We start from the raw sequence: 19015 nt of genomic DNA on the forward strand, positions 1-19015 counted from the left end.
ATAACCGCATGCGTATCGGCATCGACGCGAGGGAACTGTGCGGCCGGCCAACGGGTGTGGGCCGATACCTGTCGCAATTGCTGACGGCCTGGGGCACCCTGCCGGAGGCCGCCCCGCACACGTATGTCCTCTACACGCCGACCGGTGAACCCCGCAGCGGCGCGCTCGCGCGCCTGGCGGACTCGCCGCTCGATGTCACGGTGCGGAATGTGAAAGGCGGCAGCGGAACCTGGTGGGAACAGGTGCGGCTGACGGCCGCGGTGTGGAGAGAGCGGCCGGACGTCTTCTTTGCACCTGCCTACACCGGACCGCTCCTGGTTCCGATGCCGCTCGTGCTGACGCTGCACGACCTGTCGTTCCTCGCGCACCCGGAGTGGTTTCCACTCCGGATGCGATTGAGGCGACGACTCGTCACAACCCTATCCGCGCGCCGGGCGCGGTGCATCCTGACCGTCTCGCAGTTCTCGCGGGACGAAATCGTGCAGTGGCTCGGCATCGCGGCCGAGCGCGTCCGGGTTCTGCCGCACGGATTGCCAGAACCGCGGAAGGGTGGTATCCAGGCACACCCGCGGTCGTCGTCGGCCGCAGGACCTCATGATCCGCTGGTGCTGTACGTCGGGTCGATCTTCAATCGCCGGCACGTGCCGGTCCTGATCCAGGCCGTGGCACGGGTTGCGGCGCACCATCCCGATCTTCGCCTCGAGATCGTTGGCGACAATCGCACGTTCCCGTTCGAGGATCTGCAGTCGATTGCCTCCGAGGCGGGCGCGTCCGGACGCACCACCCTGCGCGACTACGTCTCGGACGAGGTCCTGACCGACCTGTACGAGCGGGCCGGCGTGTTCGCGTTCCTGTCGGACTACGAGGGCTTCGGCCTGACGCCGCTCGAGGCCCTGGTGCGCGGCGTGCCGATTCTCGTCGGCGACACCCCTGTCGCGCGCGAGGTCTACGGCGACGCCGCCCGCTATGTCACGACGACGGATGTCGCGGCGACGGCGTCTGCGCTGGAGGCGCTGCTCTTCGACGCCACCAGTCGGGCGGCCGCACTGGCCCGCGCACCCGGCGTCCTCGAGCGGTATTCCTGGGAGCGCACGGCCCGTCACACGTTGCAGGCCCTGGTGGAGTCGGCCCGATGACGGACCTGGCCATCATCGTTGTCAGTTACAACGCGAAGGCCGACCTGCTCCGGATGCTCGAATCGCTCCTGGCGCCTCCGCCCCAGGTCACGCACGAGGTCGTGGTCGTGGACAACGGGTCGGCCGACGGCAGCCTCGCGGCTGTCCGCGAGCAGTGGCCGCGGGTGACCGCCATCGATGCCGGCGGCAACCTCGGGTTCTCGCGGGCCAACAACATCGGGATTCGCGCCACGCGTAGCGAGTTCATCCTCCTGTTGAACAGCGACACCCTTGTCGCGCCCGGCGTCATCGATCGGTTGGTCGCCGTCCTGCGGGGGCTGCCCGACACGGCCATTGTCGGGCCCAGGCTGGTCGATGCGGCAGGAGTGCCGGAAATCTCGTTCGGCCGGATGATGAGCCCGTGGAACGAACTCCGCCAGAAGACACTCGGTCGGCTCTACGATGCCGGCGTCGGGTTCGTTCGACGCTTTGTCGCGCGGCAGGTGCGGACCGCCCATGTCGTGGACTGGGTGAGCGGAGCATGCCTGCTGGTCCGGCGGCAGGACGCCGAGGCGGTGGGCCTGCTCGACGAGCGGTTCTTTCTCTACACGGAGGACATCGATTTCTGCGCTTCGGTGCGGCAGACGGGCCGCCGGGTGCGCTTCACCCCGGAGGCTGAAATCCGGCATCTCCGCGGGCGGTCCCGGGCGCACGCACCCGGACCGGCGGAGATTGCGTATCGGCGGAGCCACCTCGCCTTCTACGCGAAGCACCATCCTCGCTGGTATCCGATGCTGCGCGTCTACCTCCGGGCGAAGGGGGCGCTGCCGCCTCAAATCGGACCCGGCGAAGCGGGACAGTAGTCACTCCGGCGGCTGTCCGCTATCATGACGCTGTGCGAATTGCCATCGACGTCCGGAAGTATCACGATTTCGGGATCGGGACCTACATCCGGAACCTCGTTCGCTATCTCGCGTTCATCGACCACGACACGGAGTACGTCCTGCTCTGCCGCAGACAGGATCGAGACCGCGTCGGCCTGGTTGGCCCGAACTTCCGTGCCGTGGTGGAGGATTCCGGGCCCTACTCGATCGCCGAGCAGGTTCACGTTCCGATTGCGCTGCGTCGCGAACGGATCGACCTCTTCCACGCGCCTCACTACGTGTTGCCCCCGCTGGTGCATTGCCGCTCGGTTGTCACGATCCACGACTGCATCCACCTGATGTTTCCGGAGTACCTGCCGGGACGGCTCGCACACGCTTACGCGCGAGGCCAATTGTGGATGGCCGCCCATCGCTCGGATCGCATCCTGACGGTCTCGGAGACGTCCAAGCTCGATATTCTCCGTCGCTTTCGTGTGCCGGCCGACAAGGTGACGGTGGTCTACAACGCCATCGACGAGCGGCTCGCCGTCCCGCCGGTCGAGGAGGATGTCGAGCGGGTCAAGGCGCGCTACCAGCTCAACGATCCGTTCGCGCTCTACGTCGGCAACATCAAACCGCACAAGAACCTCGAGCGGCTCATCCACGCATTCCACGAACTGCGGAAGGACGCGGCCTTCGAGTCGCTCAAACTGGTGATCATCGGCGACGAGATCTCGAGGTATCAGGGTCTGCGCCGGGCCGTCCACCGGCTGAAGCTCCACAAGCACGTCCGCTTTCTGGGATTCGTGCCGCTCGAGACGCTGGCCGTTCTCTATCGCCTCGCCCGCGTGTTCGTGTTTCCTTCGCTTTACGAGGGCTTTGGTCTGCCACCGCTCGAGGCGATGTACTTCGGAACGCCAGTCGTCACGTCCAACATCTCGTCTCTGCCGGAGGTGGTGGGCGACGCGGCCATCCTCGTCGATCCGTACGACCCGGCGTCGATTGCCGACGGGATGCGCCAGGCGCTTCAGGACGAGCAGCTGCGCGCCGAACTCCGCGTCCGCGGTATGGCTCGGGCACGAGAGTTCTCATGGGCGCAGTCGGTTCGGCGAATCAGGGACGTGTACGGCGAGGTGATGGAGCAGGTCCACCCGATATGAGCCACCCGGGGGAACTGCGCGTCGCGCTCGTTCACGACTGGCTGACCGGCATGAGGGGCGGCGAGAAAGTCCTCGAGGTGCTGTGCGAGTTGTACCCGCAGGCGTCGCTGTTCACGCTCGTCCACGTGCGCGGGTCGGTCTCGTGGACCATCGAGCGGCTTCATCCGAAGGCATCCATCCTGTCGCGTCTGCCTGCGGTCGGCCGTTTCTATCGGCATCTCCTCCCGGTCTTCCCGACGGCAATCGAGCAGATCGATCTCGACGAGTTCGACCTGGTCATCAGCACCAGCCACTGCGCGGCGAAGTCGGTGGTCCGGCCCGGGCGGGCGCGCCACATTTGTTACTGCCACACGCCGATGCGGTACGTCTGGGACCAGCGGGATGCCTATTTCGGGCCGCAGCGGCTCGGGCCCGTGCGAAGCGCCGCACTGCGGCCCGTGCTCGCCTGGCTGGCGCGTTGGGACGCCGCGACGGCACGCCGCGTGGACCGCTATGTCGCGAATTCACAGCACGTTGCGCGGAGGATCGCGCGATACTATAATCGTCGGGCAATCGTGATATATCCACCGGTGGACACCGACTTCTTCTGCCCGGACGGCACCCAGACCACAGCGACCGCACTCGTGGTGTCGGCGCTCGTCCCGTACAAGCGGGTGGATGTGGCAATCGCCGCGTGCGAGCGGGCCGGTGTGCCGTTGAGGATCGTCGGCCACGGGCCGGAGTTGTCGCGTCTCCGCCAGCAGGCGGGACCCGGGGTGGAGTTTCTCGGTGCCTGCCGCGATGAGGAGATCCGGGCGCGGTATCGCGAAGCCGGCGTGGTGCTGCTCCCCGGCGAAGAGGACTTTGGCCTGGTTCCCGTGGAAGCGCAGGCCTGCGGCCGGCCGGTCGTGGCCCTTGGCCGCGGCGGAGCGATGGAGACGGTGGTGAACCAGGCGACCGGCATCCTCGTGGACGATGGGTCCGTGGATGCGTTCGCCGACGGGATCAGGCGCGCGCTCGACACGTCGTTCGATTCGGTGGCCATCCGGAGGCACGCCGAGGCGTTCGCCCGTCCGCGGTTCGCGGCCGAGATGCGCACCGCCATCAACCAGATGCTCGACGCCCCTCAGCATGAGGTGTCATGGTAAAACGGTACAATCGCCTCCTGGCGGCGTTCTACGTCGTCTCCGACGCGGCGCTGGCCTGCCTGGCGTTCGTTCTGGCGTATGCGATCCGGTTCGAGAGCGGCCTGCTGCCGGTCTTCAAGGGGTTCCCGCCCTTCCGGCAGTATGTGAACCTGCTGCCGCTCGTGGCAGCCGCGGTCGCCTTCGCGTACTACCTGCAGGGTCTCTACCGGCTGCGCCGTGGGCGCTCGCGGGTGGATGACTTCTTTGCCGTTTTTGTCGGCAGCATCCTGTCGGTGGTCTTCGGCGTCGCCCTCACCCTGTATTTCCAGGCGTACTACGTCAGCGACGCGCTGAAACTGCGGGGCGCGCTCGAAGTGTCGCAGATCGTGTGGGCGTTGTTCCTCGTCCTGAACACCTCGCTGACCTTCGGGTCCCGCGAACTGGTGCGTCAGGCGCTCGAACGGCGGTGGCGCGCGGGCATCGGCCTGAAGAGGGTCCTGATCGCGGGCGCCGGCGAGCTCGGGCGCCTTCTGGCCGACCGCATCCTCGAGCACCGGGAACTCGGCTTCCAGATTGTCGGGTTCATCGACGATCGCGCGGGCGGCGATCATCTGGGCTACCGGGGCCTGCCGCTGCTCGGCACCCTGGCCGAGGCCGGGGAACTGGTCGTACGAGAGCGGATCGATCACCTCTATGTCGCCCTCCCGCTCGACGAGCACGGGAAGGTCGTGCAGGTCATCGAGGACGCCGGCCGCGAAGGCGTGGACATCAAGGTCGTGCCGGACCTCCTGCAGTTCATCGCGCTGCGCACGCGCCTGGAGGAACTCGACGGCGTCCCGATCATCAACATCAACGACGTGCCGCTTCAGGGACTCAACAGCGTCCTGAAGCGGAGCGTGGACATCGCCTTGTCGGCACTGGCGCTCTTCGTGCTGGCCGCGCCGCTCGGTTTCATCGCGTTCGTCATCCGGCTGACGTCGACCGGGCCGGTATTCTACCGGCAGATCCGAATGGGGTTGGACGGACGGGCGTTCACCGTGTTCAAGTTCCGCTCGATGTACCTGGACGCGGAAAAGGAGACGGGGCCGGTCTGGGCGAGCGAAGACGATCCACGCTGCACACCGCTTGGGCGCATCCTCCGGAGGTTCGATCTCGATGAACTGCCGCAGATCTGGAACGTGCTGAAGGGCGACATGTCGCTCGTCGGCCCCAGGCCGGAACGGCCGTACTTCGTCGAGCAGTTCAAGCAGCAGTACCCCCAGTACATGCTGCGGCACAAGGTTCGGTCGGGCATCACCGGGTGGGCGCAGGTCAACGGCTGGCGCGGCAACACCTCGCTCGAGAAGCGCATCGAGTACGACCTCTACTACATCGGAAACTGGTCGTTGCGCCTCGATCTCAAGATCATGTGGCTCACCCTGGTGAAAGGCCTCTTCAAGCACGCCTACTGAGAGACTCCATGAGCAAACCACGCGTGGTCATCACGGGTGCGGCCGGCTTCATCGGCTCGCACCTCGCCGAAAGCCTGCTCGACCTGGGCTACTCGATCGTGGGCATCGACAACCTGCTCACCGGTGACATCGCCAACGTGGCGCACCTGGCGAACCGGGACTTCCTGTTCATCAAGCACGACGTCACGAACTACATCTACATCGACGGCCCGGTTGACGTGGTCCTGCACTGGGCGAGCCCGGCGAGTCCAATCGACTACCTCGAACTTCCGATCCCCACGCTGAAGGTCGGCGCGCTGGGCACGCACAAGGCACTCGGCCTCGCGAAGGCGAAGAACGCCCGCTTCGTCCTGGCCTCCACCTCGGAGGTGTACGGCGACCCGCTCGAGCATCCGCAGCGCGAAACGTACTGGGGCAACGTCAACCCGATCGGCCCGCGCGGCGTCTACGACGAGGCCAAGCGGTTCGCCGAGGCGATGACGGTTGCCTACCACCGCTACCACGGGGTGGATGCCAAGATCGTCCGCATCTTCAACACGTTTGGGCCCCGGATGCGCGTGAACGACGGGCGCGCCGTTCCCACGTTCATCTCGCAGGCACTCCGCGGCGAGGACATCACGATCTTCGGCGACGGCCGGCAGACGCGCAGCCTCACCTACATCACCGACCTCGTGGACGGCGTCATCCGCCTGATGACGTCCGACCTGAACGAACCGGTCAACATCGGCAACCCGCGCGAGATGACGGTCGAGGAGATCGCGCGGCTGATCATCCAGTTGACCGGGTCCACGAGCCGGCTCGTCAACCGTCCGTTGCCCACCGATGATCCGAAGGTGCGACAGCCAGACGTCACGAAGGCGCGAACGCTGCTGGGCTGGGAACCGAAAGTGTCGGCCGAAGTGGGGCTGGCGCAGACAATCGAGTACTTCCGGAAGAAACTCGGCCTGGCGGGCAGCTGATCCTCAACGTCCGAACGCCGGGCGGAGAACGCGGAACGCCCCACGGAGGACGTCCGTCCGTTCCTCGCTCAGGATGTCCCTGACGATGAGGACCTCTCGTTGATGATCCGGGACGCGTGGGCGATGTAGTGGAACCCGGAGATCAGGGTGATGCCGCACGACGTCCAGATGCCGGCGTCCACCAGCACCGAAGGCCGCCCCAGGTAGTTGAACCACATCACCACCACACACGACACCAGGTAGACCGCCGTGGCCGCCTTCCCGTAGAGCGACGGACGGAACGTCCTCGGCCCCATCACGATCGTCACGATGGCCACCGTCAGCACGATCACGACATCGCGGCTGATGATCAGAATCGTGAGCCACAGGGGGAATCGATTCACCAGGTCCGTCCCGGGCACGGTCAACACGATGAAGGTGGTGACGAGCAGCAACTTGTCCGCCATCGGGTCGAGGAAGGCGCCGAGACTCGTCTTCTGACCGGTTCGTCGGGCGATGAGGCCGTCCAGCCCGTCGGTGATCCCGGCGACGCCGAACACGACGAGTGCCCAGCCTGGCCGGCCATACACCACGAGAATGACGAACGCCGGAATCAACAGCATTCGCAGGAGCGTGAGCTGGTTGGCCAGCGTCAGTCTCGTCATCGTGAGAGTACCTCGAGGCGTCCGACCACATCGATCGCCTCCGCGCCGGTCACCAGCCGGGCGGGACGGAAATTGCCGCCGTCGACGAGCGGCATCACGTCGGCGGCCACCGCCATGTTGGCAGCAGGATAACCCAGGTGGCCAACGGGGATGTCACCAATTCGCGACGGCGCCGCCTGCCACTGGCGCGACAGCCCTGGCCGTCTGACGGCGATCAGGGTCAGGACCCGATTCACGACCTGCGCAAGGTCCAGACGACGCACGAGGCCACGCGGCGCGAACGTGTGATTGGGATACGGCTCCATCACGCCGGCGCGGACGACTGTCATGATCCAGGCGGCGGCCCAGTGGCCCCGAACGTCCGTCACGACCGTCATCTCGTGCCGCGTGGCGGTCTGGATCAGCGCCGAGAGCCGCACACCGATGAGTGCGGCCAGCTCGCCGCGTGTCACCTGCGCAGCGCCGGGTATCGCGCGGTACTCCTCGGGCAGCCGCCCCTGGTCGGCGCGCGCACGCGCCCGGCTCGCTCTCGCCGCCAGTTCGTCACTCGGATCCACTGCCTGGGCCTTCGAGTAGGCGTCCGCCGCCGCGGAGAAGTCACCCGACTCTTCCAGCAGTTCAGCCATCTGGGTGAGCGACCGGGCATCGGACGGATCGAGCGCCGCCGCTCTGCGCAGATGGCCGAGCGCCGCGTCCCTCTTCCCGAGCCTCCGCTCGACCGCGGCCAGTTCCCTGTAGAGAAACGCACTATCCGGCGAACTCTCGATGGCACGCTGGTAGGCATCGAGCGCCTGCTCGTTGCGCCCGGCCTCGGCGGCCTGGCGCGCGATCGTCAGGGATTCCTGCTGGCTCCGGAACGCCAGCACGTCGAGACGCCGCCGGACGTCCGGAAGCGCCGGGTCGGCGGCGAGCGCGGCCTGGAACGACTTGATCGCCTCATCGCCCTTCCCGTCGGCCATCAGCGCGTCGCCACGGCCGACGAGCGCCGGCACGTAGGACGGCGCCCGACGCAACACCCGGGCGAACCGGCCGACCGCGTCACCGTAGTCCCGATCGGCCAGGCTGGAGTACGCGAGTCCGGTCTCGGCGGGATAGAACGACGGATCGGTCTTCAAGGCCGCGTTGAACTCGCGGCGCGCGCCACGGATGTCGCCCGCCTGCAGGAACTGCCAGCCACGCTGCTGCCGGAGCGTCAACTCGCCTCGCGCCAGTTCCGGCGGCGATGCCGGGAACACGAAGTCCGGATACCGTGGCGACGTCACGACGGGCGCCGGCGCCAGCTTCGGGGCACAAGCCCAGGCCGCCGCCAGCAGACAGGCGACAGCCGGCGTCGTCCACCGGCGAACTCTCGCACTAGGCATCCGAGGCCTCCCCCCGTCCCCGGAGCCTGCCCCACAGCCGCCTGGGGACATCCGCCTCGATCGCGACGAGGCCGTCGTGCTCGACGTGCTCCCTGACGCGCCCGAAGCGATAGATCTGCGCGAGCATCTGTCTGTCATCGTCCTGGCGCGGATCGAGTGTCACCGTGATGCGGCGGGCATCGAGCGCGAGCCGGACGGTGAGCGTGTCGACGAGTTCACCGCGGCCAAGGCCAGTGTGGGCCGAGATGCACATCGCGTCGGGATCGCGGCGCAGCAGGCGATCGCGCTCAGCCTCCTCGATGAGGTCGCACTTGTTGTAGACATCGATCGTCCGCACCTCACCGGCTCCGACCTCCTCGATCGTGCGCCGCACGGCCGCCATGCGGTGCTCCATGCCCGGCGACGCGGCGTCGATGACGTGCAGCAGCAGGTCGGCGGACACCACCTCCTCGAGCGTCGCGCGAAACGCCGCAACGAGCGTGTGTGGCAGACGGTCGATGAAACCCACCGTGTCCGACACGAGCAGCTCGCGCTGGTCGGCCAGCCGGACGCGGCGCACCAGCGGATCGAGCGTGACGAACAGCGCGTCTGATGCCGCGGCCCGTTCCCCGGCGAGCAGGTTGAACAGCGTGGTCTTGCCGGCATTGGTGTAGCCGACGAGCGCCACGGTTGGCACCGACGCCTTGTGGCGCCGTTCCCGAAGCTGCATGCGACGGCGCCGCACTTCTTCGAGTTGCCCGTTCACGTGTGTGATGCGCTGGCGGATCTTCCGGCGATCCGCCTCCAGCTTGGTCTCGCCTGGTCCGCGCGTGCCGATGCCGCCGCCGAGGCGCGACAACCAGTCGCTGCCACCGACCAGCCGGGGCATCAGGTACTTCAGTTGCGCCAGCTCGACCTGCAGTTTCCCCTCCCTGGTACGTGCGCGGCCCGCGAAGATATCGAGGATCAACTGCGTGCGATCGATCACCTTCTGGCTTAGCCGGGACTCAATCTGGCGCGCCTGCGCGGGCGACAGTTCGTTGTCGAACACGACGACATCCACGTCGGTTTCATCGCAGGCGATCGCCAGCGACGCCAGTTTCCCGCTGCCGAGGAACGTGCCGGCGTCGGGGCGCACCCGTTCCTGCAGGACCCGGAGCACGATCTCTCCGCCGGCCGTCGTCGCCAGCCCGGCCAACTCCTCGAGCGAACGCTCCGCGTCGGTCCGCCGGATCGGCCCGGTGATCAGTCCGACCAGGGCCACGCGCTCGGCGGGCGGTCGTGAGCGTCGTTGCTGAGATGTGGGTGATTGACTCACAACACGTCCAGGATCAGGCTGAAGGCGATGGCCCCCGATCGCACCAGGCGCGGCGTGTCGGTCCGCGCATCCACGATCGTCGACGGCAGGCCGCCGGGCGTCGGGCCGGCGTCCAGGAGCCCGTCCACATCGGCTCCGAGGGCCACCGCGACGTCGTCGGGAGACGCCGCCGGCTCGTCACCCGATCGATTCGCGCTCGTGGACGTGATCGGCCGGCCGACCGCGGCGGCCAGGCCGCGCGCCACCGCATGGTCGGGAACCCTCACGGCCACCGTTCGGGCCTCACCATACACCGCCGCCGCCAAGCCGGGTGACGCGTCGATGACGAGGGTCAGGGGGCCGGGCCAGAATCTGGCTGCCAGGCGCCGGGCGGCCCGCGGCAGACCGGCGATGCATCGTTCGATCTGCTCCGCGTCGGCAGCGATCACCGGCAGCGCCCGGGTCGCGTCGCGCCCTTTCACCGCGAAGAGGCGCGCCACCGCCGCTTCGCTCCATGGGTCCGCGGCCAACCCATACAGCGTGTCGGTTGGAAAGGCCACCAGGCCCTCGCGGCGCACGACGTCGGCCGCGCGCCGCAGGACCGCCGGGTCGGGATTCACGGGATCCAGCCGCCAACGCTCCACGGTGTCCACTCTATCATCAACCCGCCGGTTCTCCAGTAAGATGAGCATCAACGACGATGAGCCACCTGCCACAGTTGCTGTTGCTTCTGATTGTCATCATCGCCTCCGCCAAGCTGGCGGCGGCGGCCAGCACCAGGCTCGGCCAGCCCGCCGTATTCGGGGAGATCTTCGTTGGCCTCGTGCTCGGCCCGACCGTGCTGAACATGCTGACCTGGCCCGTGTTCGCGATCGCCGTGCCTGGCGGCGGCCACGGAACGGACCTGAAGCCGTTCCTCGGCGATCTGTCGGAACTCGGCGTCATCCTGTTGATGTTCGTGGCGGGCTTGGAAACCGACGTGGCCGAGATGCGCCGCGTGGGACGCATCGCGTTCTGGACGGCGGCCGGAGGCGTCGTCCTGCCGCTGGCCGGCGGTGCGGCTGTGGCATCCGCATTCGGTCTCCCGTTCTTCTGGGAAGGCCTCTTCATCGGAACAATCCTGACCGCCACGAGCGTGAGCATCTCCGCACAGACCCTCATGGAACTGGGTGCCCTCCGGTCCCGCGAGGGGGCGACGATACTTGGCGCGGCGGTCATCGACGACGTGATGGGAATCATCCTGCTCTCGCTGGTGGTCGCGTTCGCGCGGTCTGTCGGCTCGATCGACTACCTCACGCTCACCTTCATCGTGGCCCGCATGGCCGCCTTCTTCGTGCTGGCGTTCGTCGCGGCCCGCCTGCTACCGTCGGTCGGGCGCTGGGCGGAGCGACTGGGCGTCAGCCAGGGGCTGCTCGCTGCGGTGCTCGCGATCACGTTCGGCTACGCCTGGGCCGCGGAATACGTGGGCGGCGTCGCCGCGATCACCGGCGCCTACCTGGCAGGCGTGGGGTTCGGCCAGACGTCGTTCAAGTCCAGGATCGACGCCGGCATTCACCCTCTGACCTACTCGATGCTCGTGCCCGTCTTCTTTGTCGGCATCGGCCTGCAGGCGAACGGCCGCGAACTGGGCGGGCACGTGCTCTTCACCCTTGCGATCGTATTGGTGGCCATCGTGGCCAAGGCGGTGGGCTGTGGCGGGGCGGCGCGGATGCTGGGCTTCACCGGCAGAGAGTCGGTCCGGGTCGGCGCGGGAATGATCTCCCGAGGCGAAGTGGGCCTCATCATCGCCAGCTACGGCCTGGTCCACGGCATCATCGGCCACGATGTCTTCTCGGCCTCGGTCATCATGGTGCTCGCCACCACGATGGTGACGCCGCCGCTCCTCCGCGCCACCTTCCCGCGCGGCATCCGCCCGGACACCGGCTTCGTCGAAGAATCGATCGCGGGCCCGCCCGAGCCGGGCGCATGACCACCAGACATCAGAAGCGGATCCGGACGTCCTGTCCATCCTCCACGTAGATGCTGTCGATGAACCGAATGAGGTGGGGACGCGTCTGCATCACCAGCGAGCTGGTCCGGACGCCGTCGCCGAAGAACCGGACGCCCTTCATCATCGTGCCGTCGGTCACGCCCGTGGCGGCGAAGATGATGCTCTCGCCACACGCCATGTCGCGCGACCGATAGACCCGCTTCACGTCGCTGATTCCCATCTCGTGGCAGCGGCGCTCGTCTTCAGGTTTGCGGATCACGAGGCGACCCAGGATCTCGCCGTTCAGACAACGCATCGCGGCCGCCGTCAGCACGCCTTCCGGCGCGCCGCCGATGCCCATCACCGCGTGGACGCCGCTCCCGACCACGGCGGCGGCGATCCCGGCCGACAGGTCGCCATCCGTGATCAGGCGGATCCGGGCGCCGGCCCGACGTATGTCGTCGATCAGCTTCTCGTGGCGGGGCCGGTCCATCACGACGATGACCAGATCGTCCACCCCGCGGTCGAGGCACTTCGCGATCGCCGCGAGATTGTCGGCGACGGGTGCGTCCAGATCGACGGCATCCTTCGACCGCGGGCCGACGATCAGCTTCTCCATGAAGAGGTCGGGCGCGTGCAGCAGGCCGCCGGGGCCCGACGCGGCGAGTACCGAGATCGCGCCCGGCATCCCCAACGCGCACAGGTTCGTGCCTTCGAGCGGGTCAACCGCGATATCGACCGACGGGTAATGGCGGTGCTCGCCGGGATTGAGGTGGGCCTGGCCGACACGCTCGCCGATGTAGAGCATCGGCGCCTCGTCGCGCTCGCCCTCGCCGATGACAACGGTGCCGTCGATCGACAGCTGGTCCATGTCGAGACGCATCGACTCGACCGCGACGCGGTCGGCTTTCGGACGATCCCCCTGTCCCATCGTCTGCGCACAGGCAATGGCGGCGCGTTCGACGACACGGAGAAATTCCAGCGACAGATCGGAGTCCACATGACCTCCCGGCTGCGACGCGCGGCTAGCAGGCCGCTCGCGCGCAGCCGGCCTGAGCCGAGAACGGAGAACGGGTCGTTCGGCATCCGGCTACTGACCGGTGTCCGAGACGGCGTCGAACGGCGGCAACGCGCACCGCGCCGGCCGATCGGTTCGATAGCCGAGCAGGTAGTCGGCCTGCATCAGCTTGTGAATCTCGCGCGTGCCCTCGTAGATCACGGCACCCTTGCAGTTGCGGTAGAACCGCCCGACCGGGTACTCGTCGGAGTAGCCGTTGGCGCCGTGGACCTGCACGGCGTCGCCCGCCGCGCGCTCCGAGGCCACCGTGGCGAACCACTTCGCCAGGCTCGTCTCGCGCGTGTTGCGGCGCCCGCGATTCTTCAGCCAGCCCGCGCGCAGCCAGAGCAGCCGGGCCGCCTGGTAGTCGGACTCCATCTGCGCGATCATCTCCTTGACCAGTTGGTGCTGGCCAATCTCCACACCAAACGTCGTCCGCTCCTTCGCGTACTTCACCGACGCATCGCGACAGGCGCGCACGAGACCCGTGGCGCCAGCGGCCACCGTGTACCGGCCCTGGTCAAGAGCGAACATGGCGACCTTGAACCCGTCGCCCGGACGGCCCACGACGTTCTCCTCGGGGACCTCGACATCGTCCATCTTGAAGAAGCCGGTGTTTCCCGCGAGGATTCCCCACTTCTCCTTCAACGTCCCGCTCGAGAACCCCGTGAACCCGCGTTCGAGGATGAAGGCGCTGATACCCGACGGGTCGCGGCGCTTCTTCTTCTCGAGATCCGACCAGGCGAACACCAGAAAGTTGTCCGCAACGTCCGCGAGCGAAATCCACATCTTCTCGCCCGAGAGGATGTACCGATCCCCCTTCCTGACGGCGACCGTCTGGATGCCGCGCGCGTCACTCCCGGCCGACGGCTCGGTCAGGCCGAACGTGGCGATCTTCTTCCCCTGCGCCTGGGGCACGAGATAGCGGCGCTTCTGGTCGTCGGTCCCCCACGACAGCAGCGTGAGACTGTTCAGGCCCACGTGGACCGAGAGGATGACGCGCAGCGACGTGTCGACGTACTCCAGCTCTTCGCTGGCCAGCCCCAGGCTGATGTAATCCGTGCCGCTGCCGCCGTCTTCCGCAGGGATCGAGACGCCGAGCAGGCCGAGATCGGCCATCTGCGACAAGATGAGGGGGTCGAAGCGATGCTGACGGTCGAGGTCGCGGATGCGCGGCGCCACCTCGCGGGCACCCCATTCGCGCACCGACCGTTCCAGCAGGAGGTGATCCTCGTTGAGGTCGAAATCCATCGTGTCCTCGCCGCCGGCCCGCAGGCCGGCGCTACAAACGCCGCACCGTCACCTTCGTGCCACGCGTGAGCCCGAGCATCCCGGCCGCACTCGCGCTGTTGGCGGCAATCTCCAGACGGTCCGAACTCCCGAACAGGCCGCACACCTCAGCGGGGGCGATCTCCGCGTACGTCGTCACCAGGCGCGCGACGAGGTGGTCGCCCGCCTGGACCTCCAGCTTCTCGCCGGCCCGACCGAGCCGGTCGAACATGCGCCGGTCGATGTTCGTGATCGCGTTGCCGAACCGGTCGATACGCAGGACTTCCCCGCACACCCGATCGTCGCTCAGATCTGCATCGGGAATGTCGAGGCGCACGAAGTCGGTGAGGCTGCGCCCGAGCGCGCGCAGGTCCGTCCCTTTTGCGAGCCATGCCGCCGCAGGCGCAAACCGATCACGCCCCTCGAACGTGTGACTGACCGTCGGTCTCGCGAAGCGCCGCTCGGTCAGCTCCACGACCCGCCGCGGCGATGATTCCTTGAACACCGCGGACAGGACGCCGTTGTCCGGCGCGACGAACCGGTAGTCGCCGGCCTCAGCCGCGATCGGTCGCCGGCTGGATCCGACTCCAGGATCGACGACGATGAGGAAGACCGTGCCCGCGGGGAAGTACTTGTAGGAGGCCGCGAGTTCGAGCGCCGCCGTCGTCACATCGTGAGGGGGCACCTCGTGCGAGATGTCGACGAGCGTGGCGTCCGGGCAGATGCTGAGCACGACGCCCTTCATGGTGCCCGCGTAGTGGTCGCGAACGCCGAAATCGGTCAGCAGGGCGACAATGGGACGCATCGGCGTGTCCGCGCTAAGTCTTCGACAGGTACTCAGGTTTCCGGAAGAGGATCTCCCGAACGTTCGTGTGCAACAGGAAGGAATCCGACACCCTCAGCCGGTCGAACAGCCTGATGATGTCCCGGTTCTGCAGCACCGGCTGCCGCATGCGCGGCGTCGAGTACGGCCGGTGGCGCAGATTGCAGTCGTCGGCCACGATGAACTTCGTGAACCGGGCCTCGGTTGGGTGCGCGGTCGCGAAGAAACCGAAGAGCGCCCCGTTCGGCGCGAGCACCCGCATCAACTGTTCCGCCACGGCCAGTGCCGCCCTGTGATCGAGGAAGTCGAAGAGATCCCAGCAGAGCACCCCGTCGATGCTCTGGTCCTCCTGCGGAAACCGCGACTTGAGGAAGTCCGGAAACTCTCCAACGCGCTGGTCGCGCTGGAATCGATCGTAGTCGGCGAACACGTCTTCGATGTAGATCTTGCACCCGAGCTGCTCGCCAAAGAACTCGATGTTCGAGCCCACCACGGGGCCGAGGTCGAGCAGCCGCGGCGCGGGACGCGAACGCAGGTAGGCGATGAGCTTCCTGAGGGCCTTGGTGGCAACGACGGTTTCCGGCTCGACACGCGGGGACTCCCCCACCACCCGATCCTCTTCCGAGGCACGGCGCGGGGCGAGACGGGACAGAAACCCCGGGACCTTCCCAGTTCCGGACAAAGGAGTTCCTCTGTTGGAGAGCACCAGCGCAGGCCCGGCCCCGCATTCCACGGGTGCCGGGCTGCCTATGGGGTTGTCGGGATCGACGCGCTACGCCTTTGGGCCCGCCGGCACCGCGGGCGGCACCGGCTTCTGCTCCGGTTTCGCCTCGGCCGGCTTCGCAGCTTCCTTCCGCTGCATGTCCACGCTGCCGCGGAAATGGGCTCCTTCCGCGATCGCGACGCGGGGGGCGATGATGTTGCCATCGACCGACCCATTGTCGCGAATGTCCACTTTCTCGCTCGCGCTGATATCGCCCGACACCTCACCCAGCACGACCACGGCCTTGGCGAAGATCGACGCCTTGATCCTGCCGTGCGGACCGATCGTGAGCACGTGCTCCTTGAGCTCGATCTTCCCCTCGACGTGTCCCTCGACCGTCAGGTCCTCACTGCCGTTCAACTCGCCCTTGATGACGACCGACTTGCCGATGTTCACCACGTCTCTTGTGTCCATGTGGCGTCTGCTCTCAATCTCGGGCCCGTGCGCGGTCGTCACGCCGGGCGTTACTGGCGGCGTTGCAGGAACCGCCGTTTCACGGCCGCCGGTGGGCCGCACGTTGTCGTCACGCTTCCACATGATAAACCTCCGACCTCCCGGTCGAACTGCCCTGCCTGATTGACGTACGGGCGCCCGGCTCGGCAGTCAATCGAGTGCTGATGGAGTAAAGGCTTGGCCAGTATATGGGACGGGATCTTGGATTGTCTAGTCCCCTTTTATTCCCGTTGTTTAGCGGGAATGCTATGATCGCAGACGGGCTCGAATCTCGACCGGATCACTGTCGTCCGAGCCTGCCGGAGCGCCCGTTCGCCGCCGCCGACCGACCGCCCGATGCGACCCATGACCACCCGGATTTACCTCGATTGGAACGCCACCACACCGCCGGCCCGGGAGGTCGTCGCAGCCGTCGCGGACACCCTTGCCGAAGAATATGGCAATGCCTCCAGCATCCACTCGTTTGGCCAGCGAGCGAAGGCCGCCGTGGACGGGGCACGAACGGCCGTCGCCACCCTCGTCGGTGCGGAGCCTGGCGATGTGGTGTTCACGTCGGGAGGGACCGAGGCCGACAACCTGGCCGTCCGCGGCGTGATGGATGCGGTTGCCGGATCGGCTCGGACGCGCCTGATCGTCAGCGCGGTCGAGCACGAGGCCGTGTTGAATACGGCCAAGGCCCTGGCTCACCGGGGCGTCCCCGTCACGATCCTTCCGGTTGACGCGAACGGCCTCGCGACCGTGGACGCGCTGTCGGCGGCGATCGCCGACGATGTGGCGCTCGTCTCGGTGATGCTGGCGAACAACGAGACGGGCGTCGTCGAGCCCGTGGCCGACCTCGCCCGGGTGGCGCACGCGCACGGCGCGTTGTTCCACACCGACGCGGTCCAGGCGGCCGGCAAGATCCCGGTGAACGTTCGGTCGCTTGGCATCGACCTGTTGTCCCTCGCGGCGCACAAGCTCGGCGGGCCCAAGGGCGCGGGCGCCTTGTGGATACGCCGCGGCACGAAGCTCCTTTCCCCCGTCACGGGCGGGCGCCAGGAACGGAACCGGCGCGCCGGCACGGAGGACGTGCCCGCACTCGTCGGATTCGGCGTGGCGGCTCGCCTGGCCCACGAGCATGGCCGCGAGTCGGCGCGCCAGATGGCCGCGCTCCGGGACAGCCTCGAGGCCGGCATCCTGCGCGACGTTCCGAGAACACAGGTCAACGGCGCGGGCGCAGCACGTGTCCCGAATACGACCAACATCGCGTTCGACGGAATCGAGGCGGAATCGCTGCTGATCGCGCTCGACCTCGACGGCCTCGCCGTCTCGACCGGCTCGGCGTGTTCCTCGGGAACACTCGAGCCGTCGCACGTGCTGCGCGCGATGGGCCTGCCCCACCGGCGGGTCCAGAGCTCGATTCGTTTCAGTGTCGGGCCGACAACGACCGCGGACGAGATTCGCCGCACGCTCGAGATCGTCCCGAGAGTCGTCGAACGCCTGCGGCAGATCGGACGGCGCGACGGCGCTGGGCGCACGTAGCACGTCGCACTTGGCACTTCCTTATGTCTCGCATCGTCGTCGCCATGTCGGGCGGCGTGGACTCGTCGGTGGCCGCGGCGCTCCTGCAGCAGCAGGGCCACGAGGTCATCGGTGTGTCGATGCAGCTCTACGACCAGCGCGACGGCGAGACGACGTTCGGCTCGTGCTGCACGCTCGACGACCTGCACGATGCCCGCCGCGTGGCGGCCACGCTCGGCATCCCGCACTACATCGTCAACCTGGAGCAGCAGTTCGAGCAGACCGTCATCTCGAACTTCGTCTCGGAGTATCTCTCCGGGCGCACGCCACTCCCCTGCGCTCACTGCAACAGCGCGCTGAAGTTCGCCGAACTACTGGACCGGGCAGCGGCGTTCGGCGCACGGTCCGTGGCGACCGGCCACTACGCGCGCGTCGTCCAGGATGCCGGCTCGGGGCTGTGGCGGCTGCTGCGCGGAGTGGACCCGACCAAGGACCAGGCCTATTTTCTGTTCTCTCTCACGCAGGCGCAGCTGGCGCACGCCATCTTTCCGCTGGGAGGCATGCGCAAGGACGCCGTGCGCGAACTGGCACGCGGATTCGGCTTGCGCGTCGCCGACAAGAAGGACAGTCAGGAGATCTGCTTCGTCGCGAACAACGACTACGCGGCGGTTGTCGAGCGCCGGGCCGGCGCGATCGCCAGCGGCGACATCGTCGACGCCAACGGCCGGGTGCTCGGTCGTCACGAGGGCATCCACCATTTCACGATCGGCCAGCGGAAGGGATTGGGCATCGCGGCCCCCGCGCCGCTCTACGTCACGGGCATCGACGCGTTGCGCGCAACGGTGACGGTCGGCCCGAAACGCGATCTCGAGCGGACACGGCTGACGGCGTCTGGTGTGAGCTGGATGTCCGGAACTGCTCCGTCGACCCCGGTGGAGGCGGCCGCGCAGATCCGTTACCGGCACCCGGCCGCACCCGCCTCGATCATCGCCCTCGACGGCGCGCGCGCGGCCGTCGAGTTCGACGCGCCTCAGCCCGCGATCACGCCAGGCCAGGCGGTGGTCTTCTACGACGGGGACGAGGTGCTGGGAGGCGGATGGATCGACGGGGGGGGGGCACAACAAGGAGGAAGGATGAAGGAGGAAGGATGAAGGAGGAAGGCGGAAGGACGGAGAGAGAGGAAGCAGGAAGGATGAAGGCGGAAGGACGAGAACGGGATGACGCGGACAAAGGGACGACGGCAGGC

18 protein-coding genes are annotated in these 19015 nt (G+C 67.5%); 9 read left to right on the forward strand and 9 right to left on the reverse strand.

Going from position 1 to position 19015, the window contains the following annotated elements:
• Positions 1 to 8: 8 nt before the first annotated feature.
• The 6 genes from VGK32_01310 to VGK32_01335 are packed head-to-tail and all read left to right on the forward strand — an operon-like array spanning position 9 to position 6654.
• Positions 9 to 1136: a glycosyltransferase family 1 protein gene (locus tag VGK32_01310; GenBank protein ID HEY3380371.1), complete on the forward strand. Its 1128-nt coding sequence runs from the start codon at positions 9 to 11 to the stop codon at positions 1134 to 1136.
• A complete protein-coding gene (locus VGK32_01315; protein ID HEY3380372.1) occupies positions 1133 to 1978 on the forward strand; it encodes a glycosyltransferase family 2 protein in 846 nt (281 codons plus the stop codon). Before VGK32_01310 ends, VGK32_01315 begins: the two co-directional genes overlap by 4 nt.
• Positions 1979 to 2010: 32 nt before the next feature.
• A complete protein-coding gene (locus VGK32_01320; protein HEY3380373.1) occupies positions 2011 to 3138 on the forward strand; it encodes a glycosyltransferase family 1 protein in 1128 nt (375 codons plus the stop codon).
• A complete protein-coding gene (locus VGK32_01325) occupies positions 3135 to 4265 on the forward strand; it encodes a glycosyltransferase (GenBank protein HEY3380374.1) in 1131 nt (376 codons plus the stop codon). The genes VGK32_01320 and VGK32_01325 overlap by 4 nt, the downstream gene beginning before the upstream one ends.
• A complete protein-coding gene (locus VGK32_01330; protein HEY3380375.1) occupies positions 4259 to 5695 on the forward strand; it encodes an undecaprenyl-phosphate glucose phosphotransferase in 1437 nt (478 codons plus the stop codon). Before VGK32_01325 ends, VGK32_01330 begins: the two co-directional genes overlap by 7 nt.
• An 8-nt stretch (positions 5696 to 5703) precedes the next feature.
• Entirely contained in the window at positions 5704 to 6654 is a 951-nt protein-coding gene (locus VGK32_01335) for a UDP-glucuronic acid decarboxylase family protein (protein ID HEY3380376.1), read from the forward strand.
• A 68-nt stretch (positions 6655 to 6722) separates the two neighbouring features.
• Here the strand turns inward: VGK32_01335 and VGK32_01340 are convergent, their stop codons facing one another.
• From VGK32_01340 to VGK32_01355, 4 genes are read right to left on the reverse strand one after another with little or no spacing between them, the layout of a single operon-like run.
• Positions 6723 to 7298, reverse strand: coding sequence for a CDP-alcohol phosphatidyltransferase family protein (locus VGK32_01340; protein HEY3380377.1), 576 nt, complete (start codon positions 7296 to 7298; stop codon positions 6723 to 6725).
• The gene (locus VGK32_01345; protein ID HEY3380378.1) at positions 7295 to 8659 is read right to left on the reverse strand and encodes a tetratricopeptide repeat protein; all 1365 of its coding nucleotides are present in this window, start codon (positions 8657 to 8659) and stop codon (positions 7295 to 7297) included. Before VGK32_01345 ends, VGK32_01340 begins: the two co-directional genes overlap by 4 nt.
• Positions 8652 to 9902, reverse strand: a complete 1251-nt coding sequence (hflX, locus tag VGK32_01350; protein ID HEY3380379.1) for a GTPase HflX — start codon at positions 9900 to 9902, stop codon at positions 8652 to 8654. Before hflX ends, VGK32_01345 begins: the two co-directional genes overlap by 8 nt.
• A 50-nt stretch (positions 9903 to 9952) precedes the next feature.
• Complete coding sequence (locus VGK32_01355) at positions 9953 to 10588, reverse strand: L-threonylcarbamoyladenylate synthase (protein ID HEY3380380.1); 636 nt, start codon at positions 10586 to 10588, stop codon at positions 9953 to 9955.
• 47 nt (positions 10589 to 10635) lie between these two features.
• Between VGK32_01355 and VGK32_01360 the strand changes: the two genes are divergently transcribed.
• Entirely contained in the window at positions 10636 to 11904 is a 1269-nt protein-coding gene (locus VGK32_01360; GenBank protein ID HEY3380381.1) for a cation:proton antiporter, read from the forward strand.
• Between the two features lie 10 nt (positions 11905 to 11914).
• Here VGK32_01360 and glpX read toward each other — a convergent pair whose 3' ends face one another.
• From glpX to VGK32_01385, 5 genes are all read right to left on the reverse strand, one after another.
• Positions 11915 to 12904, reverse strand: a complete 990-nt coding sequence (glpX, locus tag VGK32_01365) for a class II fructose-bisphosphatase (GenBank protein ID HEY3380382.1) — start codon at positions 12902 to 12904, stop codon at positions 11915 to 11917.
• A gap of 90 nt (positions 12905 to 12994) precedes the next feature.
• Positions 12995 to 14212 carry an acyl-CoA dehydrogenase family protein gene (locus VGK32_01370; GenBank protein ID HEY3380383.1) on the reverse strand — a complete coding sequence of 406 codons (1218 nt, stop codon included), beginning with the start codon at positions 14210 to 14212 and terminating at the stop codon, positions 12995 to 12997.
• A gap of 31 nt (positions 14213 to 14243) precedes the next feature.
• Positions 14244 to 15035, reverse strand: a complete 792-nt coding sequence (locus tag VGK32_01375; GenBank protein HEY3380384.1) for an SAM-dependent chlorinase/fluorinase — start codon at positions 15033 to 15035, stop codon at positions 14244 to 14246.
• Positions 15036 to 15048: 13 nt separating this feature from the next.
• Positions 15049 to 15663 carry a class I SAM-dependent methyltransferase gene (locus tag VGK32_01380; protein HEY3380385.1) on the reverse strand — a complete coding sequence of 205 codons (615 nt, stop codon included), beginning with the start codon at positions 15661 to 15663 and terminating at the stop codon, positions 15049 to 15051.
• Positions 15664 to 15825: 162 nt separating this feature from the next.
• Positions 15826 to 16230, reverse strand: a complete 405-nt coding sequence (locus tag VGK32_01385; GenBank protein ID HEY3380386.1) for a polymer-forming cytoskeletal protein — start codon at positions 16228 to 16230, stop codon at positions 15826 to 15828.
• 384 nt (positions 16231 to 16614) lie between these two features.
• Between VGK32_01385 and VGK32_01390 the strand changes: the two genes are divergently transcribed.
• Positions 16615 to 17790, forward strand: a complete 1176-nt coding sequence (locus VGK32_01390; GenBank protein HEY3380387.1) for a cysteine desulfurase family protein — start codon at positions 16615 to 16617, stop codon at positions 17788 to 17790.
• Between the two features lie 23 nt (positions 17791 to 17813).
• Positions 17814 to 18920 (forward strand): tRNA 2-thiouridine(34) synthase MnmA, encoded by a 1107-nt coding sequence (gene mnmA, locus VGK32_01395; protein HEY3380388.1) that lies wholly within the window; start codon positions 17814 to 17816, stop codon positions 18918 to 18920.
• Positions 18921 to 19015: the final 95 nt, after the last annotated feature.

The sequence above is a fragment of the Vicinamibacterales bacterium genome, from assembly GCA_036504215.1.
In the GTDB taxonomy this organism is placed as follows: domain Bacteria; phylum Acidobacteriota; class Vicinamibacteria; order Vicinamibacterales; family Fen-181; genus FEN-299.

Bases quoted from the DNA above. Each gene is read 5' to 3' on its own strand.
- VGK32_01335 (HEY3380376.1), top strand. From the start codon at position 5,704: ATGAGCAAACCACGCGTGGTCATCACGGGTGCGGCCGGCTTCATCGGC.
- VGK32_01360 (HEY3380381.1), top strand. From the start codon at position 10,636: ATGAGCCACCTGCCACAGTTGCTGTTGCTTCTGATTGTCATCATCGCC.
- VGK32_01370 (HEY3380383.1), bottom strand. From the start codon at position 14,212: ATGGATTTCGACCTCAACGAGGATCACCTCCTGCTGGAACGGTCGGTG.
- VGK32_01310 (HEY3380371.1), top strand. From the start codon at position 9: ATGCGTATCGGCATCGACGCGAGGGAACTGTGCGGCCGGCCAACGGGT.
- VGK32_01325 (HEY3380374.1), top strand. From the start codon at position 3,135: ATGAGCCACCCGGGGGAACTGCGCGTCGCGCTCGTTCACGACTGGCTG.
- VGK32_01390 (HEY3380387.1), top strand. From the start codon at position 16,615: ATGACCACCCGGATTTACCTCGATTGGAACGCCACCACACCGCCGGCC.
- mnmA (HEY3380388.1), top strand. From the start codon at position 17,814: ATGTCTCGCATCGTCGTCGCCATGTCGGGCGGCGTGGACTCGTCGGTG.
- VGK32_01385 (HEY3380386.1), bottom strand. From the start codon at position 16,230: ATGGACACAAGAGACGTGGTGAACATCGGCAAGTCGGTCGTCATCAAG.
- VGK32_01330 (HEY3380375.1), top strand. From the start codon at position 4,259: ATGGTAAAACGGTACAATCGCCTCCTGGCGGCGTTCTACGTCGTCTCC.
- VGK32_01375 (HEY3380384.1), bottom strand. From the start codon at position 15,035: ATGCGTCCCATTGTCGCCCTGCTGACCGATTTCGGCGTTCGCGACCAC.
- VGK32_01315 (HEY3380372.1), top strand. From the start codon at position 1,133: ATGACGGACCTGGCCATCATCGTTGTCAGTTACAACGCGAAGGCCGAC.
- VGK32_01345 (HEY3380378.1), bottom strand. From the start codon at position 8,659: ATGCCTAGTGCGAGAGTTCGCCGGTGGACGACGCCGGCTGTCGCCTGT.
- VGK32_01340 (HEY3380377.1), bottom strand. From the start codon at position 7,298: ATGACGAGACTGACGCTGGCCAACCAGCTCACGCTCCTGCGAATGCTG.